The following is a 15,227-nucleotide window of genomic DNA, read 5'->3' on the forward strand; positions in this document are numbered from 1 at the left end:
CCACTTCCTCCTTGCCGGCCGGCCGCTCGGCCGTTACTTTCCACTCCCCGGGCTTCACCTCGGTCATTTCCGTGATGACGCCCTCGCTGTAGGTTTCGCCGCCCCAGTCGTCGGTAACGGCTTCGTCGGTGCCGCGGGAGTCGGAAGAGCAGGCGGGCAGCCCGGCCAAGCTGGCCGCGGCCGTAACCAGCAGCAGGTTGCGCCGCCAGTCGCCCAGGCGGTAAAAGCGAGTTTTCATAGCAGAGGAGAGTAGAAAGGAGCGGAGAAAATAGGCCGGCCGGCAAGGTAGCGCCTTTCGGTGGTACCCGCCTGGGTCAGCTAGGCGGGGCTTAAAACCAGCTGGCCATCAGCGGCATGAGCTGCTCCAGGGCCTGCTGGTCGTCATAGTCGAAGTCGTTGAGCAAGTCGCTGTCCACGTCGAGCACGGCCACCACGCGGCCATCCCGGATGATGGGCACCACGATTTCCGACTTCGACTCGGAACTGCAGGCAATATGGCCGGGAAACTGCTCCACGTCGGGCACGAGCAGGGTGCGGGCCTGGGCCCAGCTGGCCCCGCACACGCCCTTGCCGAGCCGAATGCGGGTGCAAGCAATGGGGCCCTGGAACGGCCCGAGTACCAGCTCCTCGCCTTTTACCAGGTAAAACCCGACCCAGAAAAACCCGAAGGCCTGGCGCAGGGCGGCGGCGGTATTGGCCAGGTTGGCCGTCAGGTCGGGCTCCCCGGCGGTGAGGGCCTCGATCTGGGGCAGCAGCTGGCGGTATTTTTCCGCTTTGGTAAGCGTCGTATCGAGAATGAGCTCTTCGGCCATGCGGGGAACTTGTGAGGTGGTGAACTGGTGAAGTGGGGAGGTGTGAGCTCACGGGAGCGAGTTAACCAACGCACTCACTACGTCGCTAAATCACGAACTCACCGCTAAGGTTTCAAATACACGAACACCTCGTCTTCGCCGAGGCGAAACTGCTCATGCAGGCCCGAGAGGCCGTGCCGGGGTGCCGGGATGCCGCCGCCCAGGGTGCGGGGGCTGCGAATGACGCGCATCTCGTCCCAGAGTCCGTCGCGGAGCAGGGAGCTGAGCACCGTAGGCCCACCCTCCACCAGCACCGACTGCACGTTGCGCTGGTGCAGGTTGGCCAACAGCTGGGGAAACAAGTCGTCGGCCTCCGACAGGGTGATGTAGCCCAGGTTGCCTTGGGTCGGGCGGCTGCGGTAGGTGTACACCAGCGTGGGCTGCTGCGCATCGAACAGGTGGTGGGAGGGCGGCAGGCTCAGGTTTTTGTCGATAACGATGCGAATCGGGTCCTGGCCGGGCCAGTTGCGGGCATTCAGGCGGGGGTTGTCGTGCAGGGCCGTGCGGGTGCCCACCAGGATGGCCTGCTCCTCGGTGCGCCACTGGTGAGTGGCCAGGTGAGCTATTTCCCCGCTGATGCGCACCGGCTGAAAATAGGGCCCGGCCAGGTAGCCGTCGGCGGTTTCGGCCCACTTCAGCACGATATAAGGACGCTGCTTTTCCTGAAACGTGAAAAAGCGCCGGTTCAGCCAGCGGCCTTCCGCCTCCAGCAGGCCGGTTTCCACCGTCACGCCCGCCTCGCGCAGCCGGGCAATGCCGCGGCCGGCCACCAGCGGGTTGGGGTCGAGGTTGCAGACCACCACGTCGCGCACACCTTTGGCAATGAGCAAATCGGCGCAGGGTGGGGTTTTGCCGAAGTGGGAGCAGGGCTCCAGCGTCACGTACACCCGGCTTTCGGCCAGCAGGCGCGGGTCGGCCACGGCGGCCAGGGCATTGACCTCGGCATGGGGGCCGCCGTACTGCCGGTGCCAGCCTTCCCCGATAATGCGGCCCTCGTGGGTGACCACGCAGCCAACCAGCGGATTGGGCCGGGCGTAGCCGGTGCCGAGGCGGGCCAAGTCCAGCGCGCGGCGCATCATCAGAGCATCAAAATCAGTCATACCGGGCGGGAGTGTAGCTTTGCAGAGCCGAAGATAGCCGGATGAACCGTTTGCGGGCCGATGGCCGAGCTTTGCAGGGCAAGAAAAGCAGGCATCTATCTTCTGCCGCCGTCCGCCGCCCGAATTTCCGCCTTCCCCAGCCTGCTTTATCAAATGACCATCCGGCAGCTTACCACCGACCTTACCAGCGCCTTGCTGGCCCTGTACCCGGAGCCCGAGGCGGCCGCCATAGCGGGCATCGTAGTGGAGCACCTGCTGGTGCTGTCGCCCTTGCAGCGCCGCATGCAGGCCGCCGAAGCCGTGCCCGAAGCCGTGCTGGCCCAGGTGCCCGCTCTGCAAAGCCGGTTGCTAACCCACGAGCCGGTGCAGTACGTGCTGGGCGTGGCGCACTTCGCCGGTCTGGAGCTCGAAGTCACGCCCGCCACGCTCATCCCACGCCCCGAAACCGAGGAATTGGTGCAGCTGATTGCGCAGGAAAACCAGGGCCGGCCCGGTTTGACCCTGCTCGACGTGGGCACCGGCAGCGGCTGCATTCCGCTGGCCCTAAGCCAGGAGCTGCGGCCGACGAAAGCCGTGGGCGTGGATATTTCGACGGAAGCGCTGGCCGTGGCCCGGCGCAACGCTGCCCGCTCCGCCTGCCCCGTGGAGTTTGAGCAGGTCGACATCTTAACCCAGGAGCCGACCAGCCTGGCGCCGGGCTCGGTGGATATTCTGGTCAGCAACCCGCCCTACGTGCTGGAAAATGAGCGGCCCTTGATGCGCCGCAACGTGCTCGACTACGAGCCGGCCACGGCCCTGTTTGTGCCCGACCACGACCCGCTGCGGTTTTATCGTCGCATTGCCGAGCTGGGCCGGCGCTACCTGCGCCCCGGTGGCAGCCTCTACTTCGAAATCAACGAGCAGTACGCTCCGGAAATGGTGGATCTGCTTAGCGGGCTGGGGTATGAGCAGGTGGCAGCCCGGGCCGATATGTTTGGCAAAGACCGGCTGCTGCGGGCCACCTGGCCGGCCTAACGAGCTCAAGTTCACAGCGCCCGAATTTGCGCGGCGCCTAAACTTATACGGCCGGGCACCTATAAACTTTTGAAAAGCCCTACCTTTGCCGGCTGAAAAACTGCCCGCTCCCCGCGGATTATTATTAGCCTGTGACCGAAGCCCCCGCCTACTTTGCGCATCCTACCGCCGTCCTCGACGAAGGCTGCCGCGTGGGGGCCGGGTGCCGCATCTGGCACTTTGCCCACCTGATGCCCGGCTGCGAGCTGGGCGAGGGGTGCAGCATCGGCCAGAATGTGATGGTGGCCGACGGCGTGCGGCTGGGCCGTAATGTGAAGGTGCAGAACAACGTAAGCCTGTACACCGGCGTCGAGTGCGCCGACGACGTGTTTATTGGCCCTTCCGTGGTGTTTACCAACGTGCGCAACCCTCGCAGTGCCGTGCCCCGCCGCGACCAGTACCAGCCCACCCGGCTAGCCCAAGGCGTGAGCATCGGGGCCAACAGCACCATCGTGTGCGGGGTGAGCCTGGGCGAATATGCCTTCGTGGGGGCCGGCTCGGTGGTCACGAAAGACGTGGCGCCCTACGCTCTGGTGTACGGTAATCCGGCCCGGCAGCACGGCTGGATGAGCGCCTTCGGGCACCGCCTGCAGTTCGACGCGGCCGGCCGGGCCCAGTGCCCGGAAAGTCACGAGCAGTATTTACTGACTAATCATCAGGTTTCCCGTATCAGCCCAACTGAAGCCCGCGGCTGATTTCGGCCGTAGCTCTCTGTCCCTAAGTTTCTACAGTCTCTAAGTCCCTCATCGTGTACGAGCAACTCCTCCAGAAAAAAACCAAGCTCGCCGTTATCGGCCTCGGCTACGTCGGTTTGCCTATCGCCCTCGAATTTGCCCGCCACCTCAGCGTCATTGGCTTCGACATCAACGCCGCCCGCGTGGACTTGATGCGCAACAACATTGACCCCAGCGGGGAATTGGAAGCCAAGGACTTTGAGGGCTGCGACATCGAATTCACCGATTCGCTCGACGTGCTGCGCGAGGCCACGTTCTTTATCGTGGCCGTGCCCACGCCCATCGACGAGCACGCCATGCCCGACCTGAAGCCCCTGCTGGGCGCTTCCGGCAGCGTGGGCAAAGTGCTCAAGAAGGGCGACTACGTGGTGTTTGAAAGCACCGTGTACCCCGGCTGCACCGAGGAAGACTGCATCCCGGTGATGGAAAAGCACTCCGGGCTGAGCTTCGCGGGCGGCGACTTCAAGGTGGGCTACTCGCCCGAGCGCATCAACCCCGGCGACAAGGAGCACACGCTGGCCCGCATCGTGAAGGTGGTGTCGGGCTGCGACGCTGAGGCCCTTGATACCATTGCCAAGGTCTACGAACTCGTCATCACGGCCGGCGTGCACCGCGCCAGCAGCATCAAAGTGGCCGAAGCCGCCAAGATCATCGAAAACACCCAGCGCGACGTCAATATTGCCTTGATGAATGAGCTGTCGATGATTTTTGACCGCATGAGCATCAACACCTACGAGGTGCTGGAAGCGGCCGGCACGAAGTGGAACTTTCTGAAGTTCTCGCCCGGCCTGGTGGGCGGCCACTGCATCGGCGTGGACCCGTACTACCTGACCTATAAGGCCAAGGAGCTGGGCTACGACGCGAAAGTGATTCTGAGCGGGCGCACCACCAACGACAACATGGGCGCCTACATTGCCCGCAAGACGGTGCAGATGATGATCAAGCAGGGCAAGGACGTGTCGAAAAGCCGGGTGCTGGTGATGGGCGCAACCTTTAAGGAAAACGTGGAAGACATCCGCAACTCCAAAGTCGCCGACGTGATTCAGGAGCTCAAGAACTTCTCCGTGAACGTGGACATCGTGGACCCACACGCCGATTCTGACGAGCTCCACCACGAGTACGGCTTCCGTCTGACGCCGATGGAAAACATCCGCAAGGACTACGACGCGGTGCTGGTAGCCGTCAGCCACCTGCCCTACGTGCAGCTCGACGAGGAGTATTTTAAATCCATCACCTCGCCCAATCCGGTGTTGGTCGACATCAAGGGCCTGTTCCGGGGTAAAATCCAGGACATGCAGTACTGGAGCCTGTAAGGTGAACTGGTGAGATAGTGAAATGGTGAGTTTGACGTGCTGATTGCGCAAACCCAACATCAACGCACTAGTTCACCATTTCACTATCTCACTACTAGAAAGATGGACAGAACGAAAATACTGGTTACGGGTGGGGCGGGCTACATTGGCTCGCACGCGGTAGTAGAGCTCTACGAGGCGGGTTATCAACCTGTTATTGTGGACAATTTCGTCAACTCCCAGGAGTCGGCGCTGGCGGGTATTGAGAAGATTCTGGGCGTGAAAGTCCCGCTGCACCGCATCGACTGCAACGACCTGGAAGCCCTGCGCGCCGTGTTTGCCGAAGAAGGCAGCCTACGCGGCGTGATTCACTTTGCGGCTCACAAGGCCGTGGGCGAGTCGATCAGCAAGCCCCTGGAGTACTACCAGAACAACGTGGGCTCGTTGCTGACGCTGCTCCAAGTGATGCGCGAGTTCGGGGTGGAAGCCCTGGTGTTCTCGTCGTCCTGCACGGTGTACGGTATTCCCGACGCGCTGCCCGTCACGGAGCAAACGCCTACGAAAAAGGCCAACTCGCCCTACGGCGCTACCAAGCAGATGTGCGAAGACATTCTGCGCGACGTGGCCACGGCCCCCGGCGCCAGCCTGCACACCATCCTGCTGCGCTACTTCAACCCCATCGGTGCCCATCCTTCGGCTTTGATCGGGGAGCTGCCGCTGGGCGTGCCCCAGAACCTGATTCCGTTTGTGACCCAGACGGCGGCCGGCATCCGCGAGAAGCTCACGATTCACGGTGACACCTACGACACGCCTGACGGTACTAATATCCGCGACTACGTGCACGTGGTGGACCTGGCCAAGGCCCACGTGGTAGCGGTGCAGCGCCTGCTGGAAGGCAAGGCGGCGCTGGTAGAAACTTTCAACGTCGGGACCGGCCGGGGCAACTCGGTGCTGGAAGTGGTGCAGGCCTTCGAGCGCGCCACCGGCCAGAAGCTCAACTACGTTATCGGTCCACCCCGGGCCGGCGACGTGCCCGCCATCTACGCCGACGTCACCAAGTCGGTGCAGGAGCTGGGCTTCCGCACTGCTTCGTCGCTGGACGAGGCCCTGGCCAGCGCCTGGAAGTGGCAGCAGACGCTGTGAGTTAGGGCCTTAATGATTTAGTGCGTTGTGCTGCCCCCGTGGCCTCAGACCCCAATCCACTAAGTCGTTTATGCCCTGCATCACAGATTCCCTAATTCCCTAAATCACTGATTATGAAAATTATCATCACCGGCGGGGCCGGCTTCATTGGGTCGCACGTGGTGCGCCTGTTCGTGACCAAGTATCCGGAGTACCAGATCCTGAATCTGGACGCGCTGACCTACGCGGGCAACCTGGAAAACCTGCGCGACATTGAAAGCGCCCCCAACTACCGGCTGGTGAAAGGCGACATCACCGACCAGGCTTTCGTGGACCACCTCTTCGCTACCGAGGAGCCCGACGCCGTGATTCACCTTGCCGCGGAGTCGCACGTGGACCGTTCCATCACCGACCCGCTGGCCTTCGTGAAAACGAACGTGCTGGGCACGGTGAACCTGTTGCAGGCCGCCAAAAACCTGTGGAAGCCCCTGGGCTTCGAGGGCAAAACCTTCTACCACGTGAGCACCGACGAAGTGTACGGCTCCCTGGACTTCGGCCCAGAGATGTTCACAGAGGAAACCAGCTACGACCCCCGCTCGCCCTACTCGGCTTCCAAAGCCGCCTCCGACCATTTCGTGCGCGCCTGGCACCACACCTACGGTCTGCCCATCAAGCTCTCGAACTGCTCGAACAACTACGGCCCGAACCATTTCCCCGAGAAGCTGATTCCGCTGGCCATTCACCGCATTCAGCACGGGCAGCCCGTGCCAGTGTACGGCAAGGGCGAAAACGTGCGCGACTGGTTGTTCGTGAAAGACCACGCCACCGCCATCGACGCCGTGTTCCACAAGGGCCGGGTGGGCGAAACCTACAACATCGGCGGCGTGAACGAGTGGGCCAACATCGAACTCATTCATTTGCTCTGCGACACGCTCGACGAGAAGACCGGCAAGGAGAAAGGCACTTCCCGCAAGCTCATCACCTTCGTCACGGACCGCGCCGGCCACGACCTGCGCTACGCCATCGACTCGAGCAAAATCATGAACGAGCTGGGCTGGAAGCCGTCCGTAACCTTCGAGCAGGGTTTGTCGCAGACCGTGGACTGGTACCTGGAAAACGAAGCCTGGCTCAACAACGTGACCAGCGGCGCCTACCAGCAATACTACCAGCAGCAGTACGCCCAGCGCTAGGGCTGAATTTCAACTTTTGAATGCGGAGCGTTGAATTGTCTGGCCAGCCTTCGTGTTGGCGACAATTCAACCTGTAGCATTTAACACTCAACGTTCCCGAAGTGTACGAAACTCCTTTTCACGAGCAGCCGCTCGATAACCTGACTTTCCTGGTGACGGGCGGCGCCGGCTTCATCGGCTCCAACCTGGTGGAATACCTGCTCAAGTACGGCGCCAAGAAGGTGCGCGTGCTCGACAACTTCTCCAACGGCTTCCGCAAGAACGTGGCTCTGTTTGCCGATAATCCGGCCTTGGAGGTTATCGAAGGCGACATTCGGGACCGGCAAACCTGCATCGACGCCTGTAAGGGCGTGGACGTGGTGCTGCACCAGGCCGCGCTGGGCTCGGTGCCCCGCTCCATCAATGACCCGATTACCTCGAACGACGTGAACGTGGGAGGCTTCGTCAACATGCTCGTGGGCGCCAAGGAAGCCGGCGTGAAGCGCTTCGTGTACGCGGCCTCCTCCTCGACCTACGGCGACCATAAGGCCCTGCCCAAGGTGGAGGACCGCATCGGCAAGCCGCTTTCGCCCTACGCCGTGACCAAGTACGCCAACGAGCTCTACGCCGACGTATTTAGCAAGACCTACGGCATGGAAATCATCGGCCTGCGCTACTTCAACATCTTCGGCCCCCGCCAAGACCCGAATGGCGCCTACGCGGCCGTGATTCCGCTCTTCATCGATGCCGTACTTGAAGGCAAGCCGCCCCGCATGAACGGCGACGGCGGGCAGACCCGGGACTTCACCTTCGTGGAAAACTGCGTGCAGGCCAACATCAAGGCCGCGCTGACCCAGAATCCGGAGGCCGTGAACCAGGTCTACAACGTAGCCGTGGCCGACCGCACCTCGCTCAACGATCTGTTCAACATCCTGAAAGAGGAAGCCGGCTCCGACATCACCCCCGAGTACGGTCCCGACCGCGCCGGTGACATCCGCGACTCCCTGGCCGACATCAGCAAGGCCAACAACCTGCTCGGCTACCAGCCGCAGATCCGCATCCGCGAGGGCCTGCAGAAAACCCTAGCTTGGTTTAAAGCCAATCCGGAGTTCATTGCCGAGCGCAATTAACTAGCTTCGGTTGCCGGCTCAGGCCGCCGAAACGTTCACTACCTCACTAAAGCACCATCTCCCTGATGAAAGGTATTATCCTCGCCGGTGGCTCCGGCACTCGTCTGCACCCGCTCACGCTGGCCGTGTCCAAGCAGCTCATGCCCGTCTACGACAAGCCGATGATCTACTATCCGCTGTCGATTCTGATGATGGCCGGCATCAAGGATATTCTCATCATCACCACGCCCCACGACCAGGCCCAGTTCCAGAAGTTGCTCGGCGACGGCAAGAACCTGGGCTGCAACTTCCAGTACACGGTGCAGGAAGTGCCCAACGGCCTGGCCCAGGCCTTCGTGCTGGGTGCCGACTTCATCGGCGACGACAAGGTGGCCCTGGTGCTCGGCGACAACATCTTCCACGGCGAAGGCATGGAGGAGCTGCTCAAGGCCAACAGCAACCCCGACGGCGGCGTGGTGTACGCCTACCACGTGCACGACCCGGAGCGCTACGGCGTGGTGGAGTTTGACGCCGACAAGAAGGCCCTCAGCATCGAGGAAAAGCCAGCCAAGCCGAAAAGCAACTACGCCGTGCCGGGCCTGTACTTCTACGACAACGAGGTCATCCAGATTGCCCGCGACCTGAAGCCCAGTCCCCGCGGCGAGTACGAAATTACCGATGTCAACCAAGAGTACCTGCGCCGGGGCAAGCTCAAAGTGGGCATCCTGGGCCGCGGTACCGCTTGGCTCGATACCGGCACGTTCGAAAGCCTGATGCAGGCCGGCGAATTTGTGCGGGTACTCGAGCAGCGCCAGGGCCTCAAGGTCGGCTCGATTGAGGAAGTAGCTTACCGCCAGGGCTTCATCGACGCCGAGCAGCTGCGCAAAATTGCCGAGCCCCTGCGCAAGAGCGGCTACGGCGACTACCTCATGCGCCTGCCCGAGCAGTTACTGCTCAGCCAGGAATAGACGAACTTCACCGGATACAAAAAAGCCATTCCCGCGCGGGAATGGCTTTTTTGCGTTCAGCCGATACCAATTGAAGCGCGACTAAAACAGCACGCCAGCCAGCAGCCCCGCCGCCACAATGGCGTAGGAGGGCACCTTGTCCCAGAGCAGCAGGAAAAACGTGGCCGCTACCAAGCCCAGGTTGGCGGGCGTGTCGGGCAGGGGGTGGTAGAGCAGAAAAGTGGCCGCGCACACCAGTCCCGCCGACACGGCATTAAGTCCCTCCAGCGAGGCTTTGACCACCCGATACTGCTTGAGCTGGTCCCAGAAGCGAATCAAAAAGAAGATCAGCAAAGTGCCCGGCATAAAAATGCCCGCCGCGGCCACCACCGCGCCCAGAATCTGCCCGCCGATGCCGCTGCCGTCGCGGCGCATGGCCAGCCCCCCGATGTAGGAGGCGAATGAGAAGTTGGGGCCCGGCATGGCCTGGACCAGTCCCAGGCCCGAGAGGAATTCCTGGGTGCTGAGGTAGTTCTTAAACTCCACGAACTCGGCGTAGAGCAGTGGCGCCAGCACCTGCCCACCCCCAAACACCAGGCTGCCGTTGCGGTAGAAGTTCTCGAACAGCCGCACGGGCAGCAGGCGGGTGTAGGAGCCCAGCAACGCCGCCCCAATCAGGATGCCCAGCCAGAGCACGAAGTTGGCCCACTCAATCTGCAAAGGCTGCTTGTCGGCCAGCACGGGCATCTTACGGTAGCGGAAGGTCGTGACGGCGCCCCCGGCCAGCAGCAGCAGCGGCAGCAGCCAGGGCAGCTGGAAGCGGTAGGCCAGCATGGCCGCCGCCACCATCAGCGCCACGGAGGTTTTGGTGTGGATAACCTTCTCGGCAATCTTGTAGGCCGAGTATGCCACGAAGCCCACGGCAATGGGCTGCACGTACTGCACCAGATTGGAAACCTGGGTTTTATCGAGGTAGGTAATGGTGAGGCCCGCCAAGGTCATCATCGTGACGGCGGGCAGCATCCAAACCAGTACGGTCAGGTAAGCCAGGTTGGGTCCGCCGAGGCGGTAGCCGATGGCGGTGATAGTTTGGGTGGAAGTGGGGCCAGGCAGAATCTGACACAGGGCCGTCAGCTCCAGCAGTTCGGCCGCCGTCAGGTAGCGTCGTTTATCTACCAGCAGGCGCAGCATCATGGCCAGGTGCGCCTGCGGGCCTCCGAAGGCCGTGCAGCCCAGGGTAAGCACGTCCTTGAGGAAAATAATGCCCCGAACCCGTTTCGTACGAGCTCCGCGGCGGCCCCGGGGGGGCGGCGCAAGCTGGATTTCTTCCGTTTCCAAGCCGAAAGGGTAAGGGTGAGGGGCTGTGCGGAGTATACGTAGGCCCGGCAGTTGCCGAACTTACCAAAATAAAATCGGTTGCCAAGGTGGTTCTGAACCCCGGCAACCGATTTTGAAAGCGTCAGCAGCTGAGCGGCTTACTTCTTTTTGAGGCCCAGTTCGATCAGGCGCTCATTGAGGAACTCGCCGGCGGTGATGTCGGCCTCCTTCTTGGGGTTTTCCGGCGTCACGGTGCTCGGCAGAGCTGCCAGGCTCATTTCGGAGCGGGGGTGCATGAAAAACGGCACCGAGAAGCGCGAGGAGTTCATTTTCTCGCGGGCGGGGTTCACCACGCGGTGGATGGTGCTCTTGAGTACGCCGTTGGTCAGGCGCTGGAGCATGTCGCCCACGTTCACCACGATCTGGTCGGGCAACGCCGTGATGGGAATCCACTTGCCGTCGCGGCGCTTCACCTGCAGGCCATCGGCGCTGGCGCCCATGAGCAGCGTAATCAGGTTGATGTCGCCGTGCTCGGCGGCCCGAACGGCATCCGCTGGCACCGCATCCGGGTTTTCAATCGGGAAATAGTGGATGGGGCGCAGAATCGAATTCCCATTGTGTACCTTGTCGTCGAAGTAGTTCTCCGGCAGCTGCAGGTACAGGGCAATGGCGCGCAGCACGTCCTTGCCAGCGGCTTCCAGGGTGCGGTAGGTGGTGAAGGTGCTTTTCTGGAACGTGGGAATCTCCTCGGGCCAGATGTTGGCCGGATACTCCTTGCCGATGGGGTCGTTTTCGTCGTCGACCTCCTGGCCCACGTGGAAAAACTCCTTCAGGTCGCCGGTGTTGCGGCCCTTGGCATGCTCTTTCCCTTTGCTGATGTAGCCGCGCTGCCCGGCCAGCGCCGGATTTTCGTAGCGTTGCTTGGCCTCATCAGGCAGGGCAAAAAACTCCTGCACGTCGCGGTACAGCGCCTGGGTCTGTTCGTCGGTCAGGCCATGATTTTTCAGGGCTACGAAACCGATGTTCTGATATGCTTCGCCCAGCTGTTGGACGAAGCGGGCCTTGCGCTCCGGGTCACCGGAACGGAAATCGGCCAAGTCGAGGGATGGAATTTCTTCCAACAATTTTTCTTCCATAGCGGAAAATCAATATACTTTTGAGCAAACCTTACGTATTGCGCAAGGTACTAAAAAATCACTCGTCGTTTCGATGTCGGAACGCGGCTGGACAAACGGTCCGGCGGTCTTGTTCACCCTTCCATTTATTTCCCCACATGAAAGCAACTGCTTTATTGGTGAGCAGCGCGATGCTGCTCGGTCTGGCCGCCTGCGATACGGCCAAACAGCAACAAGAGTCTGGTACGAATGCGACTGTGAGCTCAATTTCGAGCGGCACGGCAGCTTCGATGGAGAAAAATGGCCTGCGCCTGACGCCCTTCACCGACTCGCCCAAAATGCCCGAAGCCCAGCTGCTGCTGAAGTCGCCCGTCACGGGCTCGACGGTGCCCAGCGGCAACGTGCCGTTCGACTACGACATCACCAACTTCCAGCTCACGAAGATGACCGGCGGCATGCACGCCGGCGAAATGGCTACGTCCGAGAAGGGCCAGCACATCCACAACATCGTGGACAACGAGCCCTACACGGCCCACTACACCACGGAGTTTACCAAGCCCATTGCCGACGGCCAGCACGTGGTGCTGTCGTTCCTGTCGCGCTCCTACCACGAGAGCCTCAAGCACCGCGGCGCCTACGACCTGCGCCTGATCACGGTGGGTGATGCGGCCAAAGCCACCCCGCTGAACGCCGACCTGAGTGCGCCGCACTTGTTCTACAGCCGGCCGAAAGACACCTACTCCGGCGCCGACGCCAAGAAGGTGATGCTGGACTTCTACTTGGTCAACACCACCCTCTCGCCCGACGGCAACAAGGTGCGGGCCACCATCAACGGCACCGAGTTTATGCTCGACCAGTGGGCTCCCTACATGATGGAGGGCTTGCCCGCCGGCCAGAACACGGTGAAGCTGGAGCTGGTAGACGCCAACGGTACCATGATTCCCGGTCCGTTCAACTCCGTCACGCGCACCTTCACGCTGCAGCCCTAAGGTGAAGTGGTAAGATGGTGAAATAGTGAGTTTGATGTTCGGGCGAGCTTGTTGGCTTAGACTGAACGCAAACACCTGCTGATCCTGTCGAGCTTCTTTGTCTGAAACCCAACGCCCCCTTTCCTACCGGAGAGGGGGCGTTGGCATTTCGGGCCGCTTTACCGCCGCCAGCTGCCCACCCGCCAATTGACGGCCACCTCGAAGTAGGGGTAAAGGTTGTGGGTTTGGCGGGCCAGCTCGGCGGGGGTGTAGCTGGTGCCCGCGTACAGGCCCTGGCCTTCCCGGTAGCGGTAGAAAGTGCGCAGCTGCTGCAGCCACAGGCTGGCCGTGAGCACGAAGCCTTGGTTGGTTTGCCGCTCGTAGGCTAGGTCAGGACCGTGTTGGCGGGTCACGTTGCGCAGGTAGATGAGGGTGGGGGAGCTGCCATCGTGCAGCAGAGCCGCCCGGCCGTGGGTGCGTTGCTCCAGAAAGCGGTAGCCTAGGCGCAGACTGCTTTGGCCCCGCCGCCCGCTCCAGCCCTGGCGCACGCCCCCGAGCAAATCGTGGGTGATGGTGGTGTCCAGGGGGCTTTCCCGAAACCGGGCCCAGTTGAGCAGGCCAATGCGGTTTTCGCGGCGCACGTAGTCCAGGGTGAGCAGGCGGCGCGGGCTGAGCTGGTAACTCAGGTTCTGCTGCTGCTCGAGCACCCGGCTGGCCCGGTTTTTCAGTTGCTCACTGGCCCGGTCGCGCACTTGGTAGCTCACCCACAGGTGGTAAGTCGATTTCAGACTGAAGCGGCCCGGCGCCCAGGTGAAGCCCGGTTCCCAGTGCAGCAGCCGGTCGGTGTAGTTTTCTCCGCTCTGGGCGGCTTTGATAAACACAAACTGCCGGTACTCGGCTCCCAGCGCCAGCGTGGTGCGGAAAGCCCCGGCCCAGCGGCCCACCCAGGTTAGGCGCAGCAGGTGCTGGGCTTCGTCGCGGTCCTGCTCATTTTCCCGGCTGGGCGTGTCCACGCGCAAGAGCTGGGCCGAGCCGAGCAGGGTCAGGGCGTGGCGGGGGTGGGGCAGCCACGTCAGCTCCGACTGCCAGAGCGTGGTTTTCTCGGTGATATCCTTGACCTGCTCGCGGGCGGTGGCTTTTTCCAGCAACGCGGGCGAGAGGCTGCGGTTGTTGTCGAGGGCGTAGCTGCGGTTGCGCTCCCGGTAGTTGAAGCTGAGCATAAACTGAAGCTTGCGGCTGCTCATGCGCACTTCCTGGCGGGTGTCGAGTTCCCGCTGACGGTAGCGCAGGTTCTGCACCGTATCAGCCTCGGCCGTGAGGCGCCGGTACAGAAACGCCCGGCTCGGCAGCACCAAGGAGTTATCGGAGCGGAACGAGACCCGGTCGGCAAGGCGGTAGGCCCAGGTGAGCTGGGTGGCCACCGTGTCGCTCTGAATGCGCTGCACGTTGCCCGGCACGTAGTCCTCGGCCCGGTTGGAGCGGTAGCCCAGGCGCAGCGCCCCGGTGGAGTAGGCATCGAAAGTGCGCTCATAAAAGCCCTCGGCGATGCTGCGCTGCCAGATGCGGGGGCCCAGGTTGGAGCGGGTGCCGTAGAGCCGTAGCGCCACCGGCTGGGTGGAGGTCCGGTCGGGATACACCAGCGTCGTCACCTCCAAGCCGTACGAAGGCCCCAAATCCTGGCGGCCATTGCGGGCGTCGTAGCCTAGACCGCCAAACAGCACGTAGCGGGCCGTGGACAGCGTATCGGCGGCACCCAGGGGGCGCAGGCGGTGCTGGTAGCCCAGGCGGGCCAGCCAGGCCCCGGAGCGGGTGGCGTTGGCGCGGCTCTGCTCGTAGTGCAGCAGCTGCCCCACCTGCCAGCCCCGGCCTAGGCGCAACGTGTGCAGCATGTGGGTCAGGTAGTCTTCGCGCACAAAAGAGGGTCGGCCCCGCTCGTCGTAGAGCCATTCGCTCAGCAGGCGGTAGCTCAGATTCTGGTTGGGCGTAACCCGGGCGCCGCCCCGCAGGTCGGTTTGCTGGGCGTAGGTGCTCACACCCACGCGCCGGGCCCGAAACGAGAGCAGCAGCAGCGAATCGGGCGGGGGCGGAAGCAGCGGCGTCGGCCCCGTGCCTTGAGCTTGCGCCATACCCATGCATCCCGTGGCCAGTTCGAGCAGGACGCCGACCAGGAAGGCAAACGGAAAGCGGACGCCGCGGCAAGGCATAACTGGCAGGTAATAGGGCACAACGGCACCGAGCGGCCCCTTGGGCGTAAGGTAGCCAATCGGCACCCGGGCCGCAACCAGCGGCGGCGGTACCGGCCGGCGCGCAAAAAATAATGGCTAACCCGGGCTGTACTGCCTATTTTTGACGCGGCCGTCCCGGAGCATCGTAACGTCCCGGCGGCTCAGGACGTCTTGTGTGTTCGGGGATGCCGGACTGGCCGTAGTGCCACTGATCCGGCCTTTGTT

General features: G+C 62.5%; 13 protein-coding genes and 1 pseudogene. 8 read left to right on the plus strand and 6 right to left on the minus strand.

Annotated features, from left to right (window positions below; genetic code table 11):
• From EWM57_RS13940 to ribD, 3 genes and pseudogenes are all read right to left on the minus strand, one after another.
• Window positions 1-238, minus strand: a pseudogene (locus tag EWM57_RS13940) (hypothetical protein); the annotation flags it as partial.
• 91 nt (window positions 239-329) lie between these two features.
• The gene (locus EWM57_RS13945) at window positions 330-812 is read right to left on the minus strand and encodes a GAF domain-containing protein (RefSeq protein ID WP_129921771.1); all 483 of its coding nucleotides are present in this window, start codon (window positions 810-812) and stop codon (window positions 330-332) included.
• A gap of 104 nt (window positions 813-916) precedes the next feature.
• The gene (gene ribD, locus EWM57_RS13950) at window positions 917-1,951 is read right to left on the minus strand and encodes a bifunctional diaminohydroxyphosphoribosylaminopyrimidine deaminase/5-amino-6-(5-phosphoribosylamino)uracil reductase RibD (protein ID WP_129921772.1); all 1,035 of its coding nucleotides are present in this window, start codon (window positions 1,949-1,951) and stop codon (window positions 917-919) included.
• A 153-nt stretch (window positions 1,952-2,104) separates the two neighbouring features.
• On the opposite strand from ribD, the gene prmC reads away from it, so the two are divergent.
• The 7 genes from prmC to rfbA all read left to right on the plus strand — a co-directional run bounded on the left by prmC (window position 2,105) and on the right by rfbA (window position 9,398).
• On the plus strand, window positions 2,105-2,965 hold the full coding sequence (gene prmC / locus EWM57_RS13955) for a peptide chain release factor N(5)-glutamine methyltransferase (RefSeq protein ID WP_129921773.1): 861 nt from the start codon (window positions 2,105-2,107) through the stop codon (window positions 2,963-2,965).
• A gap of 131 nt (window positions 2,966-3,096) precedes the next feature.
• Window positions 3,097-3,699: an acyltransferase gene (locus tag EWM57_RS13960; protein WP_242510074.1), complete on the plus strand. Its 603-nt coding sequence runs from the start codon at window positions 3,097-3,099 to the stop codon at window positions 3,697-3,699.
• A gap of 53 nt (window positions 3,700-3,752) precedes the next feature.
• Window positions 3,753-5,051, plus strand: coding sequence for a nucleotide sugar dehydrogenase (locus EWM57_RS13965; protein WP_129921774.1), 1,299 nt, complete (start codon window positions 3,753-3,755; stop codon window positions 5,049-5,051).
• 102 nt (window positions 5,052-5,153) lie between these two features.
• Window positions 5,154-6,173, plus strand: a complete 1,020-nt coding sequence (galE, locus tag EWM57_RS13970) for a UDP-glucose 4-epimerase GalE (protein ID WP_129921775.1) — start codon at window positions 5,154-5,156, stop codon at window positions 6,171-6,173.
• A 113-nt stretch (window positions 6,174-6,286) separates the two neighbouring features.
• Window positions 6,287-7,342: a dTDP-glucose 4,6-dehydratase gene (gene rfbB / locus EWM57_RS13975; RefSeq protein ID WP_129921776.1), complete on the plus strand. Its 1,056-nt coding sequence runs from the start codon at window positions 6,287-6,289 to the stop codon at window positions 7,340-7,342.
• A 101-nt stretch (window positions 7,343-7,443) separates the two neighbouring features.
• On the plus strand, window positions 7,444-8,451 hold the full coding sequence (locus EWM57_RS13980) for an SDR family oxidoreductase (RefSeq protein WP_129921777.1): 1,008 nt from the start codon (window positions 7,444-7,446) through the stop codon (window positions 8,449-8,451).
• Between the two features lie 65 nt (window positions 8,452-8,516).
• The gene (gene rfbA, locus EWM57_RS13985; RefSeq protein WP_129921778.1) at window positions 8,517-9,398 is read left to right on the plus strand and encodes a glucose-1-phosphate thymidylyltransferase RfbA; all 882 of its coding nucleotides are present in this window, start codon (window positions 8,517-8,519) and stop codon (window positions 9,396-9,398) included.
• An 81-nt stretch (window positions 9,399-9,479) separates the two neighbouring features.
• Here rfbA and chrA read toward each other — a convergent pair whose 3' ends face one another.
• Both chrA and EWM57_RS13995 read right to left on the minus strand, forming a co-directional pair.
• Window positions 9,480-10,622 (minus strand): chromate efflux transporter, encoded by a 1,143-nt coding sequence (chrA, locus tag EWM57_RS13990; RefSeq protein WP_242510075.1) that lies wholly within the window; start codon window positions 10,620-10,622, stop codon window positions 9,480-9,482.
• 230 nt (window positions 10,623-10,852) lie between these two features.
• A complete protein-coding gene (locus EWM57_RS13995) occupies window positions 10,853-11,830 on the minus strand; it encodes an isopenicillin N synthase family dioxygenase (protein ID WP_129921780.1) in 978 nt (325 codons plus the stop codon).
• A gap of 137 nt (window positions 11,831-11,967) precedes the next feature.
• Here EWM57_RS13995 and EWM57_RS14000 point away from each other — a divergent pair, with 137 nt between their 5' ends.
• A complete protein-coding gene (locus tag EWM57_RS14000) occupies window positions 11,968-12,798 on the plus strand; it encodes a hypothetical protein (RefSeq protein ID WP_129921781.1) in 831 nt (276 codons plus the stop codon).
• A gap of 158 nt (window positions 12,799-12,956) precedes the next feature.
• Here EWM57_RS14000 and EWM57_RS14005 read toward each other — a convergent pair whose 3' ends face one another.
• Window positions 12,957-14,981, minus strand: coding sequence for a hypothetical protein (locus tag EWM57_RS14005; protein ID WP_129921782.1), 2,025 nt, complete (start codon window positions 14,979-14,981; stop codon window positions 12,957-12,959).
• Between the last annotated feature and the right edge of the window lie 246 nt (window positions 14,982-15,227).

It is taken from the genome of Hymenobacter persicinus, assembly GCF_004167665.1.
In the GTDB taxonomy this organism is placed as follows: domain Bacteria; phylum Bacteroidota; class Bacteroidia; order Cytophagales; family Hymenobacteraceae; genus Hymenobacter; species Hymenobacter persicinus.

Coding starts and splice junctions, on each gene's coding strand:
- ribD (WP_129921772.1), bottom strand. CDS start 1,951: ATGACTGATTTTGATGCTCTGATGATGCGCCGCGCGCTGGACTTGGCC.
- galE (WP_129921775.1), top strand. CDS start 5,154: ATGGACAGAACGAAAATACTGGTTACGGGTGGGGCGGGCTACATTGGC.
- rfbB (WP_129921776.1), top strand. CDS start 6,287: ATGAAAATTATCATCACCGGCGGGGCCGGCTTCATTGGGTCGCACGTG.
- prmC (WP_129921773.1), top strand. CDS start 2,105: ATGACCATCCGGCAGCTTACCACCGACCTTACCAGCGCCTTGCTGGCC.
- rfbA (WP_129921778.1), top strand. CDS start 8,517: ATGAAAGGTATTATCCTCGCCGGTGGCTCCGGCACTCGTCTGCACCCG.
- EWM57_RS14005 (WP_129921782.1), bottom strand. CDS start 14,981: ATGCCTTGCCGCGGCGTCCGCTTTCCGTTTGCCTTCCTGGTCGGCGTC.
- EWM57_RS13995 (WP_129921780.1), bottom strand. CDS start 11,830: ATGGAAGAAAAATTGTTGGAAGAAATTCCATCCCTCGACTTGGCCGAT.
- EWM57_RS13945 (WP_129921771.1), bottom strand. CDS start 812: ATGGCCGAAGAGCTCATTCTCGATACGACGCTTACCAAAGCGGAAAAA.
- EWM57_RS14000 (WP_129921781.1), top strand. CDS start 11,968: ATGAAAGCAACTGCTTTATTGGTGAGCAGCGCGATGCTGCTCGGTCTG.